This window comes from Streptomyces sp. CB02959, assembly GCF_002803155.1.
Lineage (GTDB): Bacteria > Actinomycetota > Actinomycetes > Streptomycetales > Streptomycetaceae > Streptomyces.
Genome location: NZ_NNBP01000002.1, coordinates 58,480 through 82,878, shown reverse-complemented (window position 1 = coordinate 82,878; position 24,399 = coordinate 58,480). Strand labels below are relative to the sequence as shown.

At 73.9% G+C, this 24,399-nt stretch carries 15 protein-coding genes; 6 read left to right on the top strand and 9 right to left on the bottom strand.

Annotated elements, in window-relative coordinates; translation table 11 throughout:
* Positions 1-15: 15 nt before the first annotated feature.
* A complete protein-coding gene (locus tag CG747_RS03675) occupies positions 16-1,683 on the bottom strand; it encodes a DUF885 domain-containing protein (protein ID WP_257980201.1) in 1,668 nt (555 codons plus the stop codon).
* A gap of 370 nt (positions 1,684-2,053) precedes the next feature.
* Between CG747_RS03675 and CG747_RS03670 the strand changes: the two genes are divergently transcribed.
* From CG747_RS03670 to CG747_RS03655, 4 genes are all read left to right on the top strand, one after another.
* Positions 2,054-9,274, top strand: a complete 7,221-nt coding sequence (locus CG747_RS03670) for a non-ribosomal peptide synthetase (protein WP_180985376.1) — start codon at positions 2,054-2,056, stop codon at positions 9,272-9,274.
* The gene (locus CG747_RS03665; RefSeq protein ID WP_100600144.1) at positions 9,271-10,617 is read left to right on the top strand and encodes a condensation domain-containing protein; all 1,347 of its coding nucleotides are present in this window, start codon (positions 9,271-9,273) and stop codon (positions 10,615-10,617) included. The genes CG747_RS03670 and CG747_RS03665 overlap by 4 nt, the downstream gene beginning before the upstream one ends.
* A 132-nt stretch (positions 10,618-10,749) precedes the next feature.
* The gene (locus tag CG747_RS03660) at positions 10,750-11,970 is read left to right on the top strand and encodes an MFS transporter (RefSeq protein ID WP_100600143.1); all 1,221 of its coding nucleotides are present in this window, start codon (positions 10,750-10,752) and stop codon (positions 11,968-11,970) included.
* Positions 11,971-12,274: 304 nt separating this feature from the next.
* Positions 12,275-13,027, top strand: a complete 753-nt coding sequence (locus tag CG747_RS03655) for an SDR family NAD(P)-dependent oxidoreductase (RefSeq protein ID WP_100600142.1) — start codon at positions 12,275-12,277, stop codon at positions 13,025-13,027.
* A 28-nt stretch (positions 13,028-13,055) separates the two neighbouring features.
* On the opposite strand, the gene lipA is transcribed toward CG747_RS03655, so the two are convergent.
* Complete coding sequence (gene lipA / locus CG747_RS03650) at positions 13,056-14,018, bottom strand: lipoyl synthase (RefSeq protein WP_100600141.1); 963 nt, start codon at positions 14,016-14,018, stop codon at positions 13,056-13,058.
* 364 nt (positions 14,019-14,382) lie between these two features.
* Here lipA and CG747_RS03645 point away from each other — a divergent pair, with 364 nt between their 5' ends.
* Positions 14,383-17,256, top strand: a complete 2,874-nt coding sequence (locus tag CG747_RS03645; protein ID WP_100600140.1) for an AAA family ATPase — start codon at positions 14,383-14,385, stop codon at positions 17,254-17,256.
* Between the two features lie 207 nt (positions 17,257-17,463).
* A complete protein-coding gene (queC, locus tag CG747_RS03640; RefSeq protein ID WP_100600139.1) occupies positions 17,464-18,180 on the top strand; it encodes a 7-cyano-7-deazaguanine synthase QueC in 717 nt (238 codons plus the stop codon).
* Positions 18,181-18,299: 119 nt separating this feature from the next.
* Here queC and CG747_RS03635 read toward each other — a convergent pair whose 3' ends face one another.
* The 7 genes from CG747_RS03635 to CG747_RS03605 are packed head-to-tail and all read right to left on the bottom strand — an operon-like array spanning position 18,300 to position 24,357.
* Positions 18,300-18,998: an HAD family hydrolase gene (locus CG747_RS03635; protein WP_146022038.1), complete on the bottom strand. Its 699-nt coding sequence runs from the start codon at positions 18,996-18,998 to the stop codon at positions 18,300-18,302.
* A gap of 5 nt (positions 18,999-19,003) precedes the next feature.
* Positions 19,004-19,525, bottom strand: coding sequence for a phosphoribosyltransferase (locus CG747_RS03630; protein ID WP_100600137.1), 522 nt, complete (start codon positions 19,523-19,525; stop codon positions 19,004-19,006).
* Positions 19,522-20,577, bottom strand: coding sequence for an adenylosuccinate synthetase (locus tag CG747_RS03625; RefSeq protein ID WP_100600136.1), 1,056 nt, complete (start codon positions 20,575-20,577; stop codon positions 19,522-19,524). Before CG747_RS03625 ends, CG747_RS03630 begins: the two co-directional genes overlap by 4 nt.
* On the bottom strand, positions 20,562-21,947 hold the full coding sequence (gene purB, locus CG747_RS03620; protein ID WP_100600135.1) for an adenylosuccinate lyase: 1,386 nt from the start codon (positions 21,945-21,947) through the stop codon (positions 20,562-20,564). The genes CG747_RS03625 and purB overlap by 16 nt, the downstream gene beginning before the upstream one ends.
* Positions 21,944-23,089 (bottom strand): IMP dehydrogenase, encoded by a 1,146-nt coding sequence (locus CG747_RS03615; protein WP_100600134.1) that lies wholly within the window; start codon positions 23,087-23,089, stop codon positions 21,944-21,946. Before CG747_RS03615 ends, purB begins: the two co-directional genes overlap by 4 nt.
* A gap of 36 nt (positions 23,090-23,125) precedes the next feature.
* Positions 23,126-23,722 carry a GTP cyclohydrolase I gene (gene folE / locus CG747_RS03610; protein WP_100600497.1) on the bottom strand — a complete coding sequence of 199 codons (597 nt, stop codon included), beginning with the start codon at positions 23,720-23,722 and terminating at the stop codon, positions 23,126-23,128.
* 5 nt (positions 23,723-23,727) lie between these two features.
* Positions 23,728-24,357, bottom strand: a complete 630-nt coding sequence (locus tag CG747_RS03605; RefSeq protein ID WP_257980200.1) for a 7-carboxy-7-deazaguanine synthase QueE — start codon at positions 24,355-24,357, stop codon at positions 23,728-23,730.
* Positions 24,358-24,399: the final 42 nt, after the last annotated feature.

Here is a 24,399-nt window from a genome sequence, read left to right as displayed (position 1 = left end):
CGCGGCCGACGCCGGTCAGGTCGCGGCGAGTTGTGCCCGTAGCGTGTCCAGGCCCATGGACCCCAGTTCCAGGGCCCGCCGGTGGAACGCCTTGAGGTCGAAGGCGTGCCCGTGCCGGGCGCGCGCCTCGTCCCGGGCCGCCAGCCACAGCCGCTCACCGATCTTGTAAGCGGGGGCCTGTCCCGGCCAGCCGAGGTAGCGGTCGATCTCGTCCCGCGCCTGGTGGGGGTCGGCGAGGGTCCGCGTCAGCAGGAACTCCAGGCCCAGGGCGGGGGTCCAGCGCGCGCCCTCGTGGAAGCCGCAGCCGGCCGGAATCCGCAACTGGAGGTGCATGCCCACGTCCACCACGACGCGGGCGGCCCGGAACAGCTGCGCGCCGAGCATGCCCAGCAGATCGCCGTCGTCGTCGAGGTGGCCCAGTTCGCGCATCAGGCGTTCTGCGTACAGCGCCCAGCCCTCGCCGTGCCCGGGCACCCAGCACAGCAGCCGCTGGTAGGAGTTGAGGCGGTCCGCGCGGTGTACGGCGGTGCCGATCTGGAGGTGGTGGCCGGGCACGCCCTCGTGGTACACGGTGGTGGTCTCCCGCCAGGTGGCGAACACCGCGCGGTCGCGCGGCACCGACCACCACATGGTGCCGGGCCGGGCGAAGTCCTGGCTGGGGCCGTTGTAGTAGGCGCCGACGCCGCCACCGGACGGCGCGATCCGGCAGTCGAGCGTCGTCAGCGCGTCGGGGATGTCGAACTCGGTCCCGCGCAGCCGGTCCAGTGCCCGGTCGGACAGCGCCTGCATCCAGGCGCGCAGCCCGTCCCGGCCGTGCACCTGGTAGCGGGGGTCGTCGTCGAGCAGGGCGGCGGCCTCGGCCGTTGTCGCCCCGCCGCTGATCCGCCCGGCGACCTGCCGCAGCTCCTCCTCGATGCGGAGGAACTCCGCCCACCCCCAGGCGTAGGTCTCGTGCGGATCGAGCCGGGCGCCCGTGCAGGAGCGGGACTTCAACCGGTAGGTGTCCGCGCCGACGGCGTCCCGCTCCGGCGCCTCGGGCGCGAGGCGGTCGCGGAGGAAGCCGGCGAAGTCCGCGTACCCCTCGGCGGCGGCCCGCGCGCCGGCCTCCAGGGCGGTGCGCAGCGGGGCGGGCACCTCCTGGGCCGCCGCGGGGGCGATCACCGTGGCGAAGTACGACGGTTCCCCGCGCAACCCCGCCCAGCGGGCGCACTGTTCGGCCACCTGCCGCACCTGCCGCACGGCCGGCGCCGCGCCGCGGCCCGCCGCGGTCAGCAGGGAGGCGCGCAGCCCGGTCAGGGCGACGGGCACCTGCGCCAACCGGGCCGCCACGGCCGCCCAGTGGTCCGGTGCGTCGGCGGGCATCAGGTCGAAGACTTCCCGCAGGTGCTGAACGGGGCTGAACGTCACGTTCAGGGCCGCCAGGTCGAGTCCGGCGGCGTGCTCCTCCTGGAGCAGCCGATGGCGTTCGAGGAAGACGGCCCGGGCGACGGTCTCGGTCTCGTCGGCGGGGGTGGCGGCCTCGATCCGGCCCAGCGCCCGGGCGCTCAGTTCGGCCCGCGCCTCATATCCCGCCGGCGAGAAATCCGTCAACTCCCGTTCATTACCCGGGATTCCGAGATAGCTGGCCATGATCGGGTCGAGTTCCGCGTAGTCGGCCACATACGCGTCGCTTATTCTGTGCACCTCTCCCGGAGTGGTGCACATATCGCTGTCATTCGGGGAATGCAATCCCATGCTGGCCCTCCCGAGGGCAGGCGGAATTCCGCTCCGTAGAGCCGGGAACTTCGGGTGGTGAGCCGAGGGTATCCGCTGCCCGGCACCGGACGGCCAGCACCTTGGTTCCCTTTCCGGGGAACGAAGGTATAGCCGCGCATGGCCTTTGGTAGCGCCCGTTCGGCGCTTGGTGTGGGGGCCTGTGTCAAGTGGTGTGATCTTGTTGACTTGCCCTCTGCGCGCGGACACGCTGAATCTCCTGAATGGCACGGGGTGCGGAATTCCGGATCACCTCTTCGATGAATGTCGCGCGTTCCGCAGATCGAGGAAAGGTATGCAGATGAAGAGTGAGAACGGGGACGCCGCCCGGCCTGAATCCGCCGGCGACGGCGACCGGGTGATTCCCGCTTCTCCGGCACAGCACTACCTTTACCGGCAGCAGGCGGCACCGACCGCGGCCACCGGCGGCCTCGCCCACTGCCTCACGCTGCCCGCGGCGGCCGAGGCGGCGACGCTGCGGGCCGCCGTCGGCGACCTGGTGCGCCGGCACGAGGCCCTGCGGACCCGCTTCGCCGTGCGGGACGACGCCGTGGTGCAGGTCGTCGCGGCGTCGGGCCGGTTCGACTGGCGCCTCCGTACGGCCGCGGACGCCGCCGCAGCGCGCGAACTGCTCGCCGCGGAGGCCGTCGAGCCGTTCGACCTGCACGCCGGTCCTCTGCTGCGGGCCGTTCTGGTCCGCGCGCCCGGCGCCGACCCCACCCTGCTGCTCACCGCCCACCGGACCGTCGTGGACGCCCGGTCGATGGCGGCACTGGCCGACGAGCTCGTCCACGGCTACCGCGCCATGCTCCTGGGGCCGCACGAGCCGCGCGAACCCGCGCCCTCCTACCCGGAGTTCACGGCCCGGCACGAGGCGTGGCTCGACACTCCGCAGGGACACACCGCGCTGGCCTTCTGGCGGGAGCAGCTCGCCGACGAAGCGCCCCGTCCGCGGTGGCCCTCCAGCGGGCGGGACGACGGCCGCGCTCCCCTCCGGCGCAGCCACCGCTTCCCGCTTCCCGCCGAGGCCGTCACCGCCCTGGAGGCGCGGTGCCGAGCGGCCGGAACGTCCCTGGACACCGGCCTGTCGGCGGTCTTCGCCGTACTGGTCAGCCGGTACGGGGGCACCACCGACGTCCGGGTCGCGGTCCCGCCCACCGGCCCGGAGCCCGGCCCCCGGCCGTTCCCCGACCCGGTCGGGCCGCTGGAGGGGATGTCCGTCCTCCGCTGCGACCTGGCCGACGCCCCGTCCTTCGGCGACCTGCTGTCCCGGGTCGCCCGGAGCGCGGAACGGGCCGCCGCGCACCGGCAGCTGCCGCTGGAATGCGCGGCACCGCGCCTCGCCCCCGCGCACGACGCCGCCCCGCACGTGGCCTTCGCCGTCCGCGCGACCCCGGGGCGGCGGTGGGAGGTGCCCGGCGGCACGGTCGCCGACATCGCGGCACCGGACACCGGCGCGTTCGCCGGGCGCTGCGACCTCGCCCTCGACGTGGTGCCGACCGGCTCGGGGCACGAGGCCGTGCTGTACGCGGCGGAGGGCGTCCTCGACGCCGACGCTCTGGCGGCCCAAATGGCCCGCCACTACGTGCAGTTGCTGATCGGCGTCAGCCGGGACCCGGACCTCTCCGTGGCCCGGGTGCCGCTCCTGACCGCCGAGGAGCGGGGGCGGCTGGCCGCGCCGCCGCGCCGGGAGCCGAGGCCGGCACCGGAGACGGTCTGCCACGAGCGGTTCGCCGAACAGGCCCGGCTGCGCCCCGACGCCACCGCCGTGATCTGCGAGGACCGGACCCTGACCTACCGTGAGCTGGACCGCCGCAGCAACCGGCTGGCGCACCACCTCCGCGCCCGCGGCGTGCGCCCGGAGACCCGCGTCGGCCTGTCCACCGCCCGCACCGAACACCTCGTCGTGGCGCTCCTGGGCATCCTCAAGGCCGGCGGGGCGTACGTCCCCCTCGACCCCTCCTCGCCGCCCGAACGGCTGCGCCACATCGCCGAGGACGCCGGGATCGCCCTGCTGGTGCGCGACGGCGGCGAGCCCGGCACGCCGACCGCGTACGACGGTCCGGTGGTCGACCTGACCGCGGACGCCGACGCCCTCGCCGCCTGTCCCGACCACGCCCCGGAGCCGGCGGCCACCGCCGACGACCTCGCCTACGTCATCTACACCTCGGGCTCCACCGGGCGCCCGAAGGGCACCCTGATCCCGCACCGCAACATCATCCGGCTGTTCGGCACCACCCGGCAGTGGTTCGGCTTCACGGACCGGGACGTGTGGACGCTGTTCCACTCGTACGCCTTCGACTTCTCGGTGTGGGAGATCTGGGGGGCGCTGCTGCACGGCGGGACGCTCGTGGTCGTGCCGTACGACGTCAGCCGGTCCCCGGAGGACTTCCTGCGCCTGCTGCGCAGCACGGGCACGACGGTGCTCAACCAGACGCCGTCCGCCTTCCACCAGTTGATGGCGGCCGAGGAGGCGGCGACCGCGGGCGGCGCGGGCGACGGGCTCGCGCTGCGCTGGGTGGTCTTCGGCGGCGAGGCGCTGGACCTGCGGAAGCTGCGCCCCTGGCTGCTGCGGCACGGTGCGCGGCGGCCGCGGCTGGTGAACATGTACGGCATCACCGAGACCACCGTGCACGTGACCTACCGGCCGATCACCCTGGCGGACACCGAGGCGGGACCGCGCAGCGCCATCGGGCGGCCCCTGCCGGACCTCCAGCTGTACGTCCTGGACGCGCACGGCCAGCCCGTGCCGCCGGGCGTGCCGGGCGAACTGTTCGTCGGCGGCGCGGGGTTGGCGCGGGGCTATCTGAACCGGCCCGACCTGACGGCGGAGCGGTTCCTGCCGCATCCCTTCGGCGACGACCCGGACGCCCGCGTCTACCGCACCGGCGACCTGGTCCGGCTGCTCCCCGACGGGGACCTGGAGTACTGCGGACGCCTCGACGACCAGGTGAAGCTGCGCGGGTTCCGGATCGAGCTGGGCGAGGTGGCGGCGGCCCTGGCCGAGTCGCCGGCGGTCGCGGAGGCGGTGGCCGTCCTCAGGACGGATCCGCAGGGCACGGAGTACCTCGCCGGGTACGTGCGGACCGCGGACGGCACACTCGACGAGGCGGCGCTGCGGACGGCGTTGGCGCGGCGGCTCCCCGACTACATGGTGCCCGCCGCCCTCGTGGCCCTCGACCGCTTCCCGCTCACCGGCAACGGCAAGGTGGACCGCGACCGGCTGCCCGACCCCCGGCCGCCGCACAGCGCGGCCGAGGCGGCGGCAGCGGCGGACGCCGTCGACGGGCGGAACGACGTGGAACGCGCACTGGCGCGCGTCTGGGCGGAGGTGCTGGGACTGCCGCGGGTCGGCATCGACGCGAACTACTTCGCCGCGGGCGGCGACTCCATCCGCAGCATCCGGATCCTGGCCAGGGCCCGGGAAGAGGGACTGGACTTCGGCATCCCCGACCTCGTCCGCCATCCGACGATCCGCGAACTCGCGCCGCTGGTAAGGGTGTCGGCGCAACCGGCGGCGGCCCGCGCGGACGCGCCCTTCGGCGCCCTCGGCCCGCGCGACCGGGACCGGGTCCCCGCGGGCGTGCTCGACGCCTATCCCCTCTCCTCCCTCCAGGCCGGGATGGTCTACCACAGCGAACTCACCGGGGGCGGCGGCGAGCAGCTCTACCACAACGTCACCAGCTACCACCTCCGCGCCCCGTACGCGGAGGCGGCCTGGCGCACGGTGATCGGGACCGTACTGGCCCGGCACGAGGTGCTGCGGACCTCCTTCGACCTGGACACCTTCGACGAGCCGGTGCAGTTGGTGCACGACCGGGTCGAACTGCCGCTGACCTTCGAGGACCTGAGCCACCTGGCGGAGGCGGACCAGCGGGCGGCGGTGGCGGAGCGGTTCGCCGCGGAGCGGCGCCGCCCCTTCGACTGGCGGGCCGCCCCGCTCATCAGGTTCCACGTGCAGCGGCGCTCGGCGGACACCTGCCAGCTGTTCGTGGTCGAGCACCACGCGATCCTGGACGGCTGGAGCGAGCGGTCGCTGACGGCGGAACTGCTCGACCGGTACCGCAGCGAGGTGGGCGGCGCCGCCCACTCCTGGCCGGACACGGCCCCCGCCTCACGGTTCCGCACCTTCGTCGAGCTGGAGCGCGCGGCGCAGGACGACGACGCGCAGCGGGAGTTCTGGTCCGCCGAACTCGCCGGCGCCGAGACCGCGCCGCTCCCCCGCTGGCGGGCCGCCCGGCCCACCGGGGAGATGGTGTGCGCCGAGGCACCGCTCCCCGCCGCGCTCTCCGACGACCTCCGCGACCTGGCCGACGCCCTCGGGGTGCCGCTGCGCATCGTCCTGCTGGCCGCGCACCTGCGGGTGCTGGGGCAGCTGGGCGGCAGCGACGACGTGCTGACCGGCGTCGTCTGCAACGGCCGGGCCGAGGAACGCGACGGCGACAGGACGCTCGGGGTGTTCCTGAACACCGTGCCGATGCGCTGCCGTCTGGGCGACGGGACCTGGATGGACCTGATCGGCCGGACCGCGGAGCTCGATCTGCGCGTCCAGGACCACCGGCGCTACCCGGCGGCGGACCTGATGTCGCTCGCCGGCACCGGCCCCGCGTACGAGACGTTCTTCAACTACACGCACTTCCACGTGTCGGAGTCGGTCGGCGCGGGCGGCGGACTGGACGTCCTCTCGGAGGAGTGGGCCGCGCACTCCGACTTCCCCTTCGGGGCGGAGTTCTCGCTCGACGACGGCGCCGACCGGCTGGTGATGGCGCTGCGGTACGACGCCGGCCGCTTCGAGGCCGAGCAGATCGAGCTGATCGACGGCTACTACCGCACGGCGCTCCGGGCCATGGGCGAGGACCCCTCGGCCCGGTACGCCGACCACCCGCTGCTGTCCGCGACGGAGGAGAAGTGGCTGGCGCAGTGGAACGACACCCGGCGGGAGTTCCCCGAGGACCACGTGCTGCACCGGCTCGTCGCGCAGCAGGCCGCCCGCACCCCGCAGGCGCCGGCCGTCCGCTTCGAGGGGGCCACGCTCACGTACCGGGAGCTGGACGAGGCCGCCGGACGCCTGGCGCACCGGCTCCGGGAACTCGGTGTCGGCCGCGGCCGGTTCGTGGGGGTGCTGCTGGAGCGGTCCCCCGAGCTGGTGATCGCTCTGCTGGCCGTCCTGAAGGCGGGCGGCGGCTACCTCCCGCTGTCGCCCGAGGACCCGGACGACCGGGTGCGCGAGCTGATCGGGGAGGCCCGGCCGACCGTCGTGCTGACCACCGGGGCGGCCGCCGCCCGGCTGACCGGCAGCGGGGCCGTAGTGGAGTGCGTCGACGGCCATGAGCGGCGGTGGGCGGACCGCCCGGCCGCCGGCCCGGACGACGCCGCCGGCCCGGCCGACCCGGCGTACATGATCTTCACCTCGGGTTCGACCGGTCGCCCCAAGGGCGTCGTGGTGCCGCACCGTGCGATCGCCAACCGGCTGCTGTGGATGCAGGCCGAGTACCGGCTGCGGCCCGGTGAGCGGGTGCTGCAGAAGACCCCGGCCACCTTCGACGTCTCGGTCTGGGAGTTCTTCTGGCCGCTGATCACCGGCGCCGTGGTGGTCCTCGCCCGGCCGGGCGGCCACCGCGAGCCGCGCTACCTGGCGGAGCTGATCGCCCGGGAGGAGGTGGGCACCGTCCACTTCGTCCCGTCGATGCTGCGCGCGTTCCTCGACACCCTCGACGACCGCGAGTTGGCCCGCTGCGCCCCGTTGAGCAGGGTGTTCTGCAGTGGGGAGGCGCTCGACAGCGCCCTGCAACGGCGCTTCCTGGCGCGCCTGGACGCCGACCTGTTCAACCTCTACGGCCCCACCGAGGCGGCGGTCGACGTGACTTCCTGGCACTGCCGGGACGACGGGCGGGAGGCGGTGCCCATCGGCCGCCCGATCGCCAACACCGAGACCCACGTCCTGGACCGGCACCGCCGGCCGGTACCGGTCGGCGTCACCGGCGAGCTGTACCTCGCGGGCGACTGCCTGGCGGACGGCTACCACGGGCAGCCCGAGCTGACGGCGGAGCGCTTCCCGCACCTGACGCGCCGGGACGGCACCGGCGTCCGGCTCTACCGCACCGGCGACCTGGCCCGGTGGACTCCGGACGGCGTCCTGGAGTACGTCGGCCGCGCCGACCACCAGGTGAAGATCCGCGGGATGCGGGTGGAGCCGGGCGAGATCGAGGAGGCGCTGGCCCGGCACCCGGCGGTGCGCGGCTGCGCGGTCCTGCTGACGTCGGACCGGCTCACCGCGTACCTGGTCGGCGCGGGCGCACCGGACACCGCCGGGTGCGCGGCCTTCCTCAAGCAGCGGCTGCCCGCGCACATGGTGCCGTCCGCCTGGCGCTGGATCGACCGGCTGCCGCTCACGCCGAACGGCAAGGTGGACCGCAACGCCCTCGCCCGCCTGGGCGCGGCGGAGCCGGCCGCCGCCACCGCCCCGGCCCCACCCCGTGACGACTGGGAGGCGCGCCTGACGTCGGTGTGGGAGGACGTGCTGGGCGCCCCCGTGCGCAGCGTCCACGACGACTTCTTCGACCTCGGCGGGCACTCGCTGTCCGCGCTGCGGCTGGTGGCGCTGGTCCGCCGGGCGTTCGGCGCCGAGCTGCCGCTGTCGGCCCTGCTGGGCCACCCCACCGTCGCCGAGCAGGCCGCCCTGCTGCGCACCGGCGCGGGGGCACCGGCCACGGGCGGCGCCCTGGTCCCGCTGCGCGCCGGGGGCGGCCGGCGCCCGGTGTTCCTCGTCCACCCGGTGGGCGGCACCGTGTTCGGCTACCGGGAGCTGGCCGCGGCCCTGGCCGAGGACCACCCCGACCTGCCGGTCCTCGGCTTCGCCGCCCGCGGCTTCGAGCCCGGGCAGCGCCCTCGGGAGACGGTCGCGGAGCTGGCCGACCGGTACCTGACCGAGCTCCTCCAGGTGCAGCCCGAAGGGCCGTACCGCCTGCTCGGCTGGTCCTTCGGCGGCCTGGTCGCCGTCCAGATGGCCACCGCCCTGCGGGACGCCGGGCAGGAGGTGGAACTGCTCGGTGTGCTGGACAGCGCCTGCCCGCCCACTCCCGGACCGACCGCGGCCGACGAGGCGGACGTGCTGCGCCACTTCGCCGAGGACCTGTACCGCTCCGCGGGCCTGACCCGACCCGCGGAGCAGGAGGGCGCAGGCCCCACCGGGCTCGGCTCCCTGCTGGACGAGCTGCGTGCCGCGCAGGTCCTCCCCGACCTGGAGGAGGACCGGTTCACCCGGGCCTTCGACGTCTTCCGGGCGCACCTCGCGGCCCAGGCCGGCTACCGCCCGCCCGCCTACCCCGGACGGCTGCTGTACGTCCACGGCGACGACCCCGACGGCGCGGACCGCGCCCGGCGGTGGCAGCGGGCCACGGGTGCGGACCTCCTCGCCCGGCCGTTCCCCGCCGATCACTACGCGCTGCTGCGCCCGCCCCACGTGGCCCGCATCGCGCACACCATCACGCAGTTGCTGGACAACGGTACGGAGGAACGATGACCGGCCTGGGAGCGGTACGGCCACTGGCCACCGCCACACAAGCACGGCTCTGGGCGGCCGAACAGCTGACGCCGGGGACGGGCGAGCTCAACGTGCCGGTGGCCCTGCGGCTGCGCGGCCCGCTGGACTCCGACGCCCTCGTGCGGGCGCTGCGCGCCCTGGCCGCCCGGCACGAGTCGCTGCGCAGCACCTTCGCGCTGGACACCCGCGGCAGGCTCCGCTGGACGGCCCACGGGCCGGAACACTTCCGCGTCGAGGTCGTGGACCTCACCGACCGGCCGGATCCGCACGCCGCGGCGCAGCGCCTCGTCGAGGACGTCGCCTGGCGCCCCTTCGACCTGGCGTCCGAGGTGCTGCGGACCGCGGTGCTGACCCTGGCCCCGGACGACCATGTGCTGGTGTGCGCCGGTCACCATGTGGTCTTCGACGACTGGTCGGTGGCGGTGTTCTTCCGGGAGCTGGAGGTGCTGTACGCCGCGGCGCTCCGGGGGTTGGACGGTGCCCGGATGCTGCCGCCGCTGGCGTTCGGCTACACCGAGCTGAGCTTCGAGGAGCAGCGGCTGCGGTCCCGTGGCACATTGGACGATCAAGTCGCCTACTGGGCAGGTCAGTTGGCGGGTGCCGAGCCGGTCGCCGTGCCCGCGGACCGGCCGCGGCCCACGGTGCGCACCGCACACGCCGACGAGCACGCGTTCGCCCTGCCCGGCCCCCTGGTGACCCGGCTCACCGAGGTGGGGCGGGCGTGCGGCGCCTCCCCGTTCATGACGCTGCTGGCCGGGTTCCACGCGCTGCTGCGGCGGTGGACCGGGCAGACCGACATCACCGTGGGGACGCTGGTGACCGGCCGGACCACGCCGGAGCGGGAGAAGTTGATCACGTGTCTGGTCAACACGCTCGCCATCCGCTCGACCGCCCCGAAGGGGGTCCCCTTCGTCGACCTGCTCACCGGGATCCGGCAGCGCACCCTGGATGCCTTCGCCCATCAGGAGGCCCCGTACGACCAGGTCGTCGCCGCGCTCCCGGAGCCGGCGGCCGGTCGGCGCCCGCTCGTCCAGGTCACCTTCGAGCTCCAGAACACCACCACCGACGTGGCCGCGCTGCGCGGCGGCCGGGGCGAACTGCCCGTCTTCCGGGGCCTTGCGACCACCGCCCACCCCGTGCCGCGGCTGACCGCGCGCCACGACCTGGAACTGGCGCTCGGCACCGGCGCCGGGGACGCCGAACTGTCCGGGCGGGTCGTCTATCCGACGGACCTCTTCGACGCGGGCACGATCACGGCGGTGGTGCGGGACTTCCGGACCCTGCTGGACGAGGTGGCGGCCGATCCGCACCGTCCGGTCTGAGCCCGCCGCCGACCGGTGAGCGGCGCCGGCCCGGTGCCGAACGGGGCCCGCAGTCCGTTGCGTCGGCCCCGTCATCACCTCGAAAAGCCGCTCTGGCAGGATGCGCCGGTCCGAACTCATGGAGGTGTTCCGGTGACTCACGACCAGGAAGTACGCAAGCCCGCGGTACCGGCCGGCGAACAGGCACCGGCGGCGCGCGGCCGGCCGGCGATGGTGGCCACGGTGGTGTTCCTGCTCTTCACCGTCATGCTCGGGGGTGCCCTGCCCACCCCCCTGTACGGGCTCTACAGCGCCCGCTTAGGGCTCACCCCGGTGCTGGTCACCGTGGTGTTCGCGCTGTACGCGGTGGGCGTGGTGGCCGCGTTGCTGCTCGGCGGGGTGTCCGACCGGATCGGCCGCCGTGCCGTGATCGGGCCGGCCATGCTCGTCGCGGCGGCGAGCTGTGCGGTGTTCGCGGTCTTCCCGACGCTGCCGGGGCTGCTGGCCGGGCGGCTGCTCAGCGGCATCTCGGTCGGACTGGCCACCGGGGCCAGCACCGCCTATCTGCGGGAGCTGCACCCGCGGCCGGCCACCGCCGCCCTGCTGGCCACGGTGACCAGCATGCTCGGGCTGGCCGGTGGGCCGCTGCTGGGCGGTGTGCTGGCCGAGTTCGCGCCCCGCCCGCTGCTCACGCCCTATCTGGTGATGGCGGCCCTGCTGCTGTCGGGCCTGGTGCTGTTCCGCCTGCCCGAGACGGTCATACGCACCCAAGGGCCGTTCCGGGTACAGCGGTTGGCGGTGCCGCCGCAGGCGCGGGGGGTCTTCACCGCGGTCGCGGTCTCGGTCTTCGCGGGCTTCTCGGTGCTCGGTCTGCTGGCGGGCCTCACCGGTACGTTCCTGGCCCAGGGGCTGCATCGGCACAGTCCGCTGCTGACCGGGCTGGTGGCCGGCTGCGCCTTCGCGGCCGCCGGTCTCGCGCAGGTGGTGTCCGCCCGGGCGGAGGCGGTGCGGGCCACCGTGGTGGGCATGTCGATGATCCCGGTGGGCCTGGCGCTGATCATCGCCGCGCTGCCCGCCCGCTCCCTCACGCTGTTCCTGGCGGGGGCCGCCCTCGGGGGCGGCGGCGCGGGCGCGGCGTTCCGCTCGGGTCTGGCGGCGCTCACCGCCCGGGTGCCCGCGGCCCGCACCGGCGAGGTCGCCTCCAGCTACTTCGTGGCCGCCTATCTGGGGCTCACCCTGCCGGTCATCGGCGTGGCCGTCCTGCTGTCGTGGTTCTCGTTGGTGACCGCCGCGGGCGTATTCGCCGGAGTCGTCACCCTGCTCGCGCTGGCCGGGATCCGCAGCGCCCTGACGCTCCGCCGGAAGGGCGACTGAACTCCCTTATGGAATAAGGCACCGCTGGGAAATCGGCAGTGCATCGGCGTCCCGTCACCTCCTGGTGGCGGGACGCCGTGCCGCGCGGCGGTGTTGGTCCTGCAACCGGGCGGCCGGCGTATGGCGGCGGACCCCAGCAGCCCGGCCGGCGCACGGCAAGACCCACCTTTGCGCCGACTTCCGATCTTCGGCCGTATCGCGCTGTCGGGGTCCCACGGCGCCTGCCTATAGTGATCATTCGAAGGTCCCGGAAATACCGAATATTCCTGCACGTTCCGAAATGCAATGAGATAAGGACAGTGCCGTGAGTGGGAAGTTGAACGGGAAGGTCGCCCTCGTCACCGGCGCGAGCCGGGGAATCGGCGCCGCGGTCGCGAAGCGCCTCGCCGAGGACGGCGCCGATATCGCCCTCACCTACCGGTCGAACCGCGAAGCCGCTCTCTTCACCGCGGAGCACGTGGCGAAGGAGACCGGCCGGCGGACCCTCGCGATCCGGGCCGATGCCGCGGACACCGAGGCGATCACGTCCGCGGTGGAGCAGACCGTCCGGGAACTCGGCCGCCTGGACATCCTGGTGAACAACGCCGGGGTCAGCGACATGACGCTGCCGAACATCGTCGACGTGCCGGTGGAGACCATCGACCGGCTGCTCGACGTGAACATACGCGGCGCGATCCTCACCGCCCGCGCTGCGGCCCGGCACCTGCCGTCCGGCGGGCGGATCGTCAACATCGGCTCGTGCCTGGGCGAGCGGGTCACCGGCCCCGGCTTCGCGGTCTACGCGGCGAGCAAGGCGGCGATCACCGGTCTGACGAAGGGCCTGGCCCGCGATCTCGGCCCGCGCGGCATCACCGTGAACGAGGTCGCGCCGGGGCCGACGGACACCGACATGAACCCGCAGGACGGCCCGGCCGGGGAACTCCAGAAGGGGCTGTCCCCGCTGAGCCGCTTCGCGACCCCGGCCGAGATCGCCGCCGCCGTGGCGTATCTGGCGTCCCCGGAGGCCGCGTTCACCACCGCCGCGCGGATCGGCGTCGACGGCGGTGGCAACGCCTGAGGCGGGCCCGGCGCGCGCCTCGTCCGGCTCAGTTCGGCACGGCGAGCGGTGCGCCGCGGCGTTCGACGGCCTGCTGGTAGAGGCGGCCGGCGCGGTAGGAGGAGCGGACCAGCGGGCCGGACATGACGCCGGCGTAGCCGATCTCCTCGGCCTCCTCCTTGAGCTCCACGAACTCGGCCGGCTTGACCCAGCGTTCGACGGGGTGGTGCCGCACGGAGGGGCGGAGGTACTGGGTGATCGTGATCAGCTCGCAGCCCGCGTCGTGGAGCTCCCGGAGCGCCTGGCTGATCTCCTCGCGGGTCTCGCCCATGCCCAGGATCAGGTTGGACTTGGTGACCAGGCCGGCCTCGCGGGACTTGGTGATGACCTCCAGCGACCGCTCGTAGCGGAAGCCGGGGCGGATCCGCTTGAAGATCCGCGGGACCGTCTCGACGTTGTGGGCGAACACCTCGGGGCGGGAGGAGAAGACCTCCGCCAGCGCTTCCGGCGCGCCGTTGAAGTCGGGGGCCAGGAGTTCCACCTTGGTCCGCCCGGCCTCGCGGTCCGCCGTCATCGCGTGGATCCGGCGGACGGTCTCGGCGTAGAGCCAGGCGCCGCCGTCCGCCAGGTCGTCGCGGGCGACGCCGGTGATCGTGGCGTAGTTCAGGTCCATGGTGACGACGGACTCGCCGACCCGGCGCGGCTCGTCGCGGTCCAGTGCCTCCGGCTTGCCGGTGTCGATGAGGCAGAAGTCGCAGCGGCGGGTGCACTGGTCGCCGCCGACGAGGAAGGTCGCCTCGCGGTCCTCCCAGCACTCGAAGATGTTGGGGCAGCCCGCTTCCTGGCAGACGGTGTGCAGGCCCTCGTTCTTGACCAGGGCCTGCAGGTGGTTGTACTCGGGACCCATTTTCGCCCGGGTCTTGATCCACTCGGGCTTGCGCTCGATGGGGGTCTGGCTGTTGCGGACCTCCAGGCGCAGCATCTTGCGTCCGTCGGGTGCGACTGCGGACACGTCCGGTACCTCTCTTCTGCCCCCACCGGGGGTGGGGATCATCGCTTCGGCGGGCCCAGGCTACGCCCACCGGCGGGACGCGACCGGTGGGATTCGGCCCGGCCCGATCACCGGCGAACGCGCCGGAACGACCGCGGGGCCGGGGCGGACCGCCCGGGGAAGCTGGCGTGAAACCGCTGCCTTCCGGCCATCCAAGAGCGGGGGGCAGTGTCCCGTGCGACCAGCCCACGGTCTTCCGGACGGGGGCGCGTTGCCCCTTTGCCTCTTCTGAAAGGCAATGGCCAACTAGTTCAGAGCACCGCCGCACCGAGAAGAGAGAGGGTGCTACTGGGGTAAAAGTGGTGAGCTGTGACAGAGGAGCTTCATGCATCGCACAGACGAGGGACCCAAGACGTCGATGACGGGGCGTCAGGCCGAGCTTCGCCGGCTCGGCGCGGCCCTGGAGGACGGCGCCCGCGGCGGCCCGGTCCGCGTTCTGGTCACCGGCGAACCGGGCATCGGGCGGACCACCCTGCTCCGCACGTTCTCGGCCGCCGCCCGCGCACAGGGCCGCATCGCCGTCGACGTGCCGTGCCCCCCGCACGGCCACCAGCCGCCGTTCGCCCTCGCCCGCCAACTGGCCGCGAAACTCGCCGCGTTGCTACCGCCGGAGGATCCCCACCGCACCGCCCTCGACGCCTCCTTATCCGCCGCGGCCGGCCGCACCGGACCGCCGGGCCAGGCGGCGGACACCTTGCTGGCCGACGCCCGGGCCGCCCTCGCCGCACTGACGCCCGACGGGCCCGTGCTCCTCAGCCTCGACGACGCCCACCGGGCCGACACCGCCTCGCTGGACTTCCTCCGCCGGCTCCTCCTCACCCCTCCCCCCGCCCGCCTGGTCCTGATCGCCTCCGCACGGGACGGCGAGAGCCGGGCCGGCGGCCCCGGAGAGCTGCACGAACTCTTCGCCGGGGCACGGCACATACCGCTGGTGGGGCTGGCGCCGTCGCAGTCCGCCGCGCTGATCCGGCGCGTGGCGCGCCGCGCGCCGACCGCCGACGTCGTCGCGGAGTGCCACCGCGCCTGCGCGGGCAACCCCTACCTGCTCACCGAGGTCGCCCGGATCCTGCGCGACCGGCCCGCGGCCGCCGCCGACGCGACACCGGCCGCCGCCCTGCGGCCCGCCCCCGTCGCGGAGTCGATCGGGACCCGGCTGGCCGGGCTCGACCCGAACGCCGGGAAGGTCGCCCTGGCCATCGCCGTCGCGGAGACCCACTCCGCGGCCGATCCGCTCCTCGTCTCCCACCTCAGCGGACTGACCCTGGCCGAAACCCTCGCCGCCGTGGACCTGCTGGTCTGCATGCACCTCGTCGGCGACGACCACGAGCTGTTCCTGCGCCACCGCGTCGTACGCAACGCGCTGCTGGGCCGGATGACCCTGATGGCCCGCAACGCCGCCCACCTCGCGGCCGCCGCCTACCTCCACGGCAAGCAGGCCCCCGCCGAACGGATCGCCGACCACCTCGCGGCGTCGACGGTGCCCCTGGACGAACCCTGGGCCGCGCCGGTACTGCTGCGGGCCGGGCAGAAGGCCCTCGCGGCACGGGAACCGGACCGGGCCCGGCGCTATCTGGAGCACGCCGTCCTCGCCGCGTCGGGTGAGGACCGGAGGGTCGCCATCCTGGAGCTGATCGACGCCAAGATCGGGATCGACCTGGCGCAGGGCCTCCACGAGGCGGTCAGGACGCTGGAGGAGGCCACCGACGACGCCCTCCGGCTCCCCCTGCTGGCCCGCATCAGCACGGCCCTGTACCTGGGCTCCGAACCCGGCGCGGCGGCCCGGACGACGCTCACCGCCGGTCGCGCCGGCTCCGGCTGGCAGCAGGTGCACCGCCTGCTCGACGGGCTCCACGCCTACCCGCTGCCGAGCGCCGCGCAGCTCGGCGACGAGCGCCTCGCGCCCAAGGGCCGCGGGCTGGGCCGCCGCACGGCCGCCGAGGCCGACTTCTGCGGCCCGGACCGGGTGGCGGCGGCGACCTCCGTCGTGAGCGCGCTGCGCGGCCACCTGACGTGCCGGCCGGCCGACGCGGTGCGCGACGCGCGGGAGGCGTTGCGGGAGGAGCGGGGGCTGTGCCTGCACCCGGTCCTCAGGCTGCTGGCGCTGATGGTCCTGACCTGGAACGGCCGCGACGAGGACGTGACGGCCCAACTGCGGCTCCACCACGACTGCGCGGACTGCCACGAGCACCCGCTGCACCGGGCCCTGCTGCTGCCCGTCACCGCGCGCATGGCCCTGATGCGCGGCCGGCTGCGCACCGCGCACGAGCAGCTCGGCGAGTGCGTCGACGCGCTCGTGCACTACGGGACGCGGCCGCAACACCCGTTGCTGCTCTGGATCGTGGGGATGCTGGCCGAGGTCCGGCTCGCGACGGGGCAGGGTGCCGAGGCCCGCGCGCTGCTGCGCGAGCACGGCGGCCTGGGCGGCCGGTCACCGGACTGGCTCCATCGCGACGTGTGGCTCACGCGCGCCCGGCTGCGGGCCGACGGCGGCGATCTGCCGGGCGTCCTGGCGGACCTGGCGGAGGTCACCGGCGCGACCACCCCGCTCGGCCCGACCGGCGGCGTCCACGCGTACGTCCACACCGTCGATCTGCTGACGCAGTTGGGGCGGCACGCGGAGGCCCGGGACACCGCCCGGGCGCTGCTGCGGACCGCCGAGGCGATGGACACCCCGCGGGAGCGCGGTATCGCCCTGCGGGTGCTCGGCGCGCTGGGCGGGGCGCCGGACGGCGAGGAGCTGCTGCGCGAGGCGATGCGGCTGCTGGCGGGCGCGCACGCCGACTTCGACCTCGCGCACGCCGCCGCCGACCTGGCCTGCCTGCTGTTCGACGAAGGGCGCTACGAGGAGGCGACGGCGGAGCTGAGCACGGCGCTGGAACTGGCGGACCGGTGCGGCGCCCGGCCGCTCGCGGCGCGGGTGCGGCAGCGGCTCGCCGCCTCGGAAGGGCGGTCCGCCGGCCGGTCGCCGCTGGGCGGTGTGCTGAAGCTGACCAAGCGGGAGAAGCAGATCCTCGTCGACGCCGTACGGGGCTCGACCAACGAACGGATCGCGACGACCCTGCACATCACCCGCCGCACGGTGGAGCTCCACCTGTCCAGTGCCTACCGCAAGCTCGACATCACCGGCCGCAAGGACTTCCCGCACCTGTTCCGCACCGCCGGGCTGTGGCCGCTGCTGGTGGATTCCGCCTCCACCTGACCGGTGGGCCGCGGGCCTGCACCGGCCGGGGAGCCCCGGGAACGCGGACTCTCTCGGGCCCGGTCCGACGCCCCTCGGTACCCGGCCGCCCGCGCTACGGCACGGGCCGTGATGTGCCGCGCCCCGGCCGCCGCCACGATGGCCCGAGGCGCCCGACCGCCCCTTGTCCAGGTTGTTCGGTTCCCTTCCCACTCCGGAGGTTTTCTGATGGACCAAGACGACAGCCGCACCGATCCGTTCACCGCCGTGGTGGTGCTGTCGGGAGGCATGGACTCCACGACGCTCATGGCGCACTACGCCGCACTGCACTACTCGCTGATCGCCGTCACCGTCGACTACGGACAGCGCCACCACCGCGAGATCGAAGCGGCCCGGACGGTGGCCGCCCACTACGGTGCCCGGCACCACGTGGTGGACCTGCGGGGCTACGGGGCGCTGCTCCGCGGGTCGGCACTGACCGACGACCAGGTCAACGTCCCCGACGGGCACTACGCGGAACAGTCCATGCGGGCCACCGTCGTGCCCAACCGCAACGCGGTGCTGGCGAACGTCGCGGTGTCGGTCGGGGTGGCGCACCGCGCGTCGGTGGTCGCCCTGGGCATGCACGCCGGTGACCACTTCATCTACCCCGACTGCCGGCCCGAGTTCGTCAGCGCGCTGCGCGAACTGGTCGCCGTGGCCAACGAGGGCTTCGCGGTGCCCCAGGTGGAGGCGCCGTTCCTCGCCTGGTCCAAGACCGACATCGCCACGCACGGCACCCGGTTGGGCGCCCCGCTGGAGCTCAGCTGGTCCTGCTACAAGGGCGGCAGCCGGCACTGCGGCACCTGCGGCACCTGCTACGAGCGGCGGGAGGCGTTCCGGAACGCCGGGCTGGCCGACCCGACCGACTACCTCGACGACGTGACGGACTACGCGGCACCCTGATCACGCCCGGCCCGTCCGCGGGCCGGCAGCCGGAACGGGCCGGACTCCCACGAGAGGAGTCCGGCCCGTCGGCACCACCGGTCCCGGGTACGCCGCACCCGTCGCGGCACGGGGTGCGGTCACGCGGCCCGGTCCGCCCCGAGGATCAACTCGCCCAGGTCCGCGGCCGAGTGCAGCACCACGTCCGGCCCCTCGGGCGTCCCCTCGGGCGGCAGACCGCCGCCGTTCCCGGTGCGCACGCCGACGACCACGGCCCCCAGCCGGCGTCCCAGCGCGATGTCCGACGGGGTGTCACCGACGACGTAGAGCCGGTGGTCGGGCGCGTGGCCGAGCCCGTCCAGCGCCCGCCGGGCCAGCGTGGTCTTGCAGTCGGCGTCGGGGACCTGCGCGTCCCGGGCCGCCAGGTCGTCCCGGGTCAGGACCGGACCGAAGCACTCCCGGACCGCGTAGCGCTCCAGCAGTGCGACGGTGGACTCGGTGCCGACCCAGGAACTGACCAGCGCGAGCCGCACGCCGGCGCCGGACAGCGCCGACAGCATCGGCACCACTCCCGGGTAGAGCGTGCCGTGTGCCATGTAGCGATGGGCCACCTCGTCCACCCGGTCCCGCACCCGCACCGACCCGATGTGCAGGGCCCCGCTGGTGATCGCGGACCAGTAGCCGAAGCCGAGGATCTCCTCGCGTGGCGGCGGTGTCACCCCCTCCTGCCGGTGCAGGTCCAGGACGAACCGGTGGAACATCTCGTAGAAGTCCAGCAGGGTGCCGTCCCGGTCCAGCACGACCGTCGTCCGCGGTGCGCTGCCTATCTCATCCGTCATGTCGATCACACCCGTAACGGTACGGCGAGTTCGCCGGCTCCGGGCGGTGCTTCCCAGGGGAAGACCGTCCAGTCGTCCACCTCGACCGCCTGGAAGTCGGCGGTGTTCGCGGCGCCCAGATTGCGCACCACCACGACGGTGCGGACTTCGGCGGCGCCGAGCTCCAGCACGGTGCTCTTGGCCAGGGCCATGGTGCCGCCGTCGCCCATGATGTCGTCGACCAGCAGCACGTGGGCGCCGCTGAACGAACGCTGCGGGACGACGTAGTTGAGGACGGCCTCGTCGCGCTCGCTGTAGCGGGAGTTGGAGGTGTTCCGGGGGATGCCCAGGATGCGGAAGTCCTCGATCGCCAGCTGGTTCGACAGGGCGATGGCGGGCGGCAGGCCGCCGCGGGCGATGCCCGCCACCACGGTCGGGACGAAGTCGCTGGCGCGGATGTCGTCCGCCAGGCCGTTCAGCATCCGGCCCATCGCTTCCCAACTGATGGTCAGCAGACGGTCCCGCCGCCACATCGGAGTACCGCTCATCGCTCGCCTCCCGAGCCGATCGCCATGTTCCCGGCCGCGCCCGCGGGCCGGTCGTTCCACCGGTCGACCACGTCGGCGGTGCCCGGGCCGGTCCCTATCAGGTCCACCGGCAGCCCCAGTCCGTCCTCGATCCGCGCCACGAACGCCGCCGCCGCCTCGGGCAGCGCGCCGGTGCGCACCGCGCGGCACGACGCGTCCACGTGGTCGAGGAAGGTCAACGCGATCCTGGTGGGCCGGTTGACGCGGACCGCGGCCCGCGCCTGGTCCAGGTCGAAGGTGCCGGCGCGGCGGCGCCGCCCGGTCACCGTGCCGTACTCCACGATGCCCAGCCGCTCGGCCTCCTCCTCGGTCATCTCCGTGGGGAACGGCCCCGCGCCCACCCGGGTCGGGTAGGCCCGGAAGACCAGCACCACCTCGTCGATCGCGGTCGGCCCGAGTCCGGCGTCGGCGGCCGCGGTGCTCGCCGTGCTGTCCTTCCCGACGGTGTACGGGTAGGTGCCGTACAGCACCGACAGGCCGAAGCCGTTGGTGCCTTCGACGTGCACCCGGTCGCCGGCGTCGACGGCGTCGTTCGCCTCCCGCACGGTGTCCGTGAGGTAGGGGGCCAGTTCCGGGACGTCCTCGGCGCGGCGGGCCGATCGCATGGCGCGGGCGGCCAGTGCCGGGCCGTGTCCGCTGCCGGTGCTGCGCACCCGTTCGCTCAGCACCGCGTCGGCCGCCTCCGCGGCGACGTGCTCGGGGTCGATGACGGTGGCGCGGAAGTCCACGCCCACCCGGGACCCCGCGGAGAACTCCTCGATCTCCCGCAGCAGGACGTCCGGGCGGATCAGCACGCCGGCGCCGAGCAGCAGGCGGGTGGCGGGGCGGATCACCGCACTGGGCAACTGGCGCAGTTTCATGGTGCGTCCGGCGTGCACCACGGTGTGTCCGGCCCCCGGCCCCAGTCCGGCCCGCACCGCCACCGCGGGTTCGTCCCGGACCGCCAGGTAGCTGGAGATCTTCCCCTTGGCCTCGTCGCCCCACTGGCCGCCCACGATCACCGTGCCGGGCATGTCCGTGCTCCTTCCGAAGTCTTTCCGAGCACGTCCTCGGCCCGGCGTACGGTGTCGTGCGTCAGGCTCTCGCAGAAGCCGGTGTCCGCGGCCGGTGCGGCCAGTGCCGCGAGGGCCTCCCGGGGCAGTACCTCGGTCACCGACGCGTCGTCCGCCAGCACCGACACCAGGTCGCGTTCGTCCCGGGCGGCGAGCGCGCTGGCCCGTTGCAGGGCCCGGTAGGCGTCGATCCGGTCGGTGCCGCGGTCGACCATCGCCAGCATGACGGCTTCGCTGAGGTGGCTGTGGCGGGACCGGTCGAGGTTCTCCTGCATGCGCTGCGGGAAGACCTTCAGGTCGTCGACCACGGCGGTGGTGGTGACGAGCATCTCGTCGAGCAGTACGCACGCCTGCGGCAGTGTGAAGCGCTCGTTGGCGGAGTTGGCCAGGTCCCGCTCGTGCCACGTCACCACGTTCTCCAGCGCCGGGCCGACCAGCGACCGCAGCAGCCGGGCCAGGCTGCAGATGCGTTCGCTGCGGACCGGGTTGCGCTTGTGCGGCATCGCGGAGCTGCCGATCTGGTCGCCTTCGGCGAAGGACTCGGCGAGCTCCCCGATCTCGGTGCGCTGGAGGTTGCGGATCTCGGTCGCGAGGTTCTCCAGGCAGGCCGCGGTCAGCGCCGCCCAGGAGACGAACTCCGCGATCCGGTCCCGCGCCACCGCCTGGGCGCAGACCTCGGGCTCCGGCAGCCCCAGCCGGGCCAGTACCGCGTGCTGCACCTCCATGCCCTGCGGTCCCAGACCGCCCAGCGAGCCGACCGCGCCGGCGACCTTGCCCATCACGGCGCGTCCGCGCAGTTCGTCCAGCCGGATGTGGCAGCGGGTCAACTGGTCGAGGAATATGGCGAGTTTGAAGCCGAGGGTGACGGGCTGGGCGTGCTGGCCGTGGGTCCGGCCGATCATCACCCGCCCGCCTTCCTCGGCGATCCGCCGGCACAGCCCGGCCATCAGGGCGCCGAGCCGCTCGCCGAGGATGCCGATCGCCTCGTCCAGCTGGAGGGCCAGCGCGGTGTCGATGACGTCGCTGCTGGTCACGCCGTGGTGGACGTAACGGCCGTACGGGGCGCAGGTCTCGGCGAACTGCTGGACCACCGCGTAGAGCTCGTGCCGGCTCATCGACTCGATCTCGGCGATCCGCGCCAGGTCGCACCGGTGGTCGCGGGCGCGGGCCGCGATGGCCTCGGCCGCGTCGGCCGGGATCACGCCCAGCCGGCCCTGGACGGCGGCGAGCGCCCCCTCCACCCGTACGAAGAGCTGGTAGCGGTTGCGGTCGCCGACCAGGGCGCGCATCTCCTCGCTTCCGTAGCGGCCGGCCTCCCAGGGGGCCGTCATCCGGTGGCCTCCTGGGCGTAGTCCAGGGCCACCTGCTGGGTGCGTTCCAGGGCGTGCGGGCGGCTCTCCGACAGCCCGGCCGGCGTCACCTTGATGAACTCCGCCCGGTCCCGGAGTTCGGCCAGCGTGTGGGCACCGGAGTAGCTCATCCCCGACCGCAGTCCGCCGACGAACGGCCGCAGCGTGGCGGCCAGCGTCCCGGTGTACGCGAAGGTGGCCTCGACGCCCTCGGGGGTGTACTCGTCCAGCTCCGCGCGGCTGACCTGCTCGCCGCGGGCGCGCTTGAGGGTCAGCTGCATGCCGAAGGTGACGAAGCCGGTGCTGACCTTGGCGGGTACGCCGTTCCGTTCCACCCGGCGGGCCGCGCTCTCGTCGGCGCCGGCCAGGGCGCTGCCGAGCATCACCGCGTGGCCGCCCGCGGCCAGCGCCTTGACCACGTCGCCCGGCGCCTTGATCCCGCCGTCCGCGATCACCGGGATCCCGGAGCGGGCCGCCTCCTCCGCGCAGTCGAGGACCGCGGTCAGCTGCGGCACCCCGCTGCCCGCGACGATCCGGGTGGTGCAGATGCCGCCGGGGCCGATGCCGACCTTCACGACGTGGGCGCCGGCGTCGATCAGGTCCCGGGTGGCGGCGGCGGTGGCGACGTTCCCCGCGATCAGCGCCGTCTGCGGGAAGCGGGCCCGCAGCTTCTCCACGGAGGCCAGCACGTAGTCCGCGTGGCCGTGGGCGACATCGGTGACCAGGACGTCCACGCCGGCCTCGACGAGGAGGGCGGCCCGCTCCAGGTAGTCGTCGGTCACCCCGACGGCCGCGCCGACCCGCAGCCGCCCCTGCCCGTCGACGCTGGCCTTGTCCGCCCCTTCGGGGACGGGCGACGCCTTGACCGCCGCGACCTCGGCGGCCTGGTCCTCCGCCGTCTGCATGCGGTGGACGATGCCGAGACCGCCGGCCACCGCCATCGCGACGGCCATCCGCCGGCCGGTGCACCAGGGGGTGTTGGCGGAGAGGACAGGGACCCGCAGGGAGATCCCGGCCAGCTCGGTGCTGGTGTCGGTCGCCGAGCGGCTCACCACCGAGGTGCGCCGGGGTACCAGCAAGACGTCGTCCAGGCTGAGCCCGGTGCGAATTTCACGAACTGCCACGTGCGTACTCCTCCGATCGTGGACGGCTGTCACTGCTCACTTGCGGGTCTGGAAGACCGTGGCAACGAGTTCCTGCCGGGCCGGCCCGTACTCCTCGAAGATTCCGGAGTAGGCCGCGGACGTCATGGCGGCCGGGGTGCGGATGCCGCGCATGCTCATGCACAGGTGCTCGCCGGTGGCGATGACCGCCACGTCGTCCGAACCGGTCACCTTGGTGACCTCGTCCGCGATGTCGCGCACCAGGCGCTCCTGCACCTGCAGCCGGTGCGCGTGCCGCTGGGCGATCCGGGCGAACTTCGACAGCCCGAGCACGTCGCCCTTGGGGCGGTAGGCGATGGTGATCGCGCAGGAGAACGGCAGCAGGTGGTGCTCGCACAGCGACCACACGTTGATGTCCGAGACCATCACCAGCTGCCCCTCGGTCTGCAGGGGGAACAGGGTGTCCACGACTCCCGCGTCGTAGCGGGAGAACTCCCGCCACCAGCGCGCGAATCGGGCCGGGGTCTCCTTGAGCCCGTCGCGGTCGGGGTCCTCGCCGATCTCGATCAGCAGTTTGCGCGCGATGTCCTCCAGCGGGTCCGGTGCCTGCGGCCCGGAATCGGTCAGGACACTCAGTTCGGTGACTCCGCTCACGGTGCTCACACGCCTCTCCTGTCGCCCCAGACGGCGACATGCAATCGAGTGGTCAGGTTCCAGCCGCGCGCCACGACGTCATCGCCGAGGGCGGACAGGTGCCGGCCGACCTCGGTCGGGACCTGTCCCTCCGGCATGATCCACACCGGGCGGGTCCCGTACCGGTCGACGAGGGACGCCACCTCGTCGAGGTCGGTCCGGTTGCGGCAGACGAATTTGAAGGCGGTCTCCGGGACCGCCGCGAGCGCCCGCAGCGCCGCCGGGACGATCCGCCGCGACTCCGGATCGCCCGAATGCGAGAGTTTGGGCGAGACGTTGAACCGCACGCCGAGCTCCACCAGCTCGTCCTGCGGCACCACGGTGCCGTTCGTCTCGATCTCGACCTTCCGCCCGGCGGCCCTCAGCTCACGGAGCAGCGGGATCAACCGGCGCTGCTGGCTGAGGGGTTCCCCTCCGGAGACCACGATCAGCGGTACCTCGAAGTCGAGGAGGGTGCGCAGGACGTCGGTCCACGCCATGGGCCGCAGTTCCTGCCGCGGATCGTAGGCGACCCCGGAGTCGCCCATACCGGTCCAGTCCCAGGTGTACGGGGTGTCGCACCAGCGGCAGGACAGGTTGCAACCGCCCAACCGCACGAAGGCGCACCGCTGCCCGGCGGACGGCCCTTCTCCCTGTAC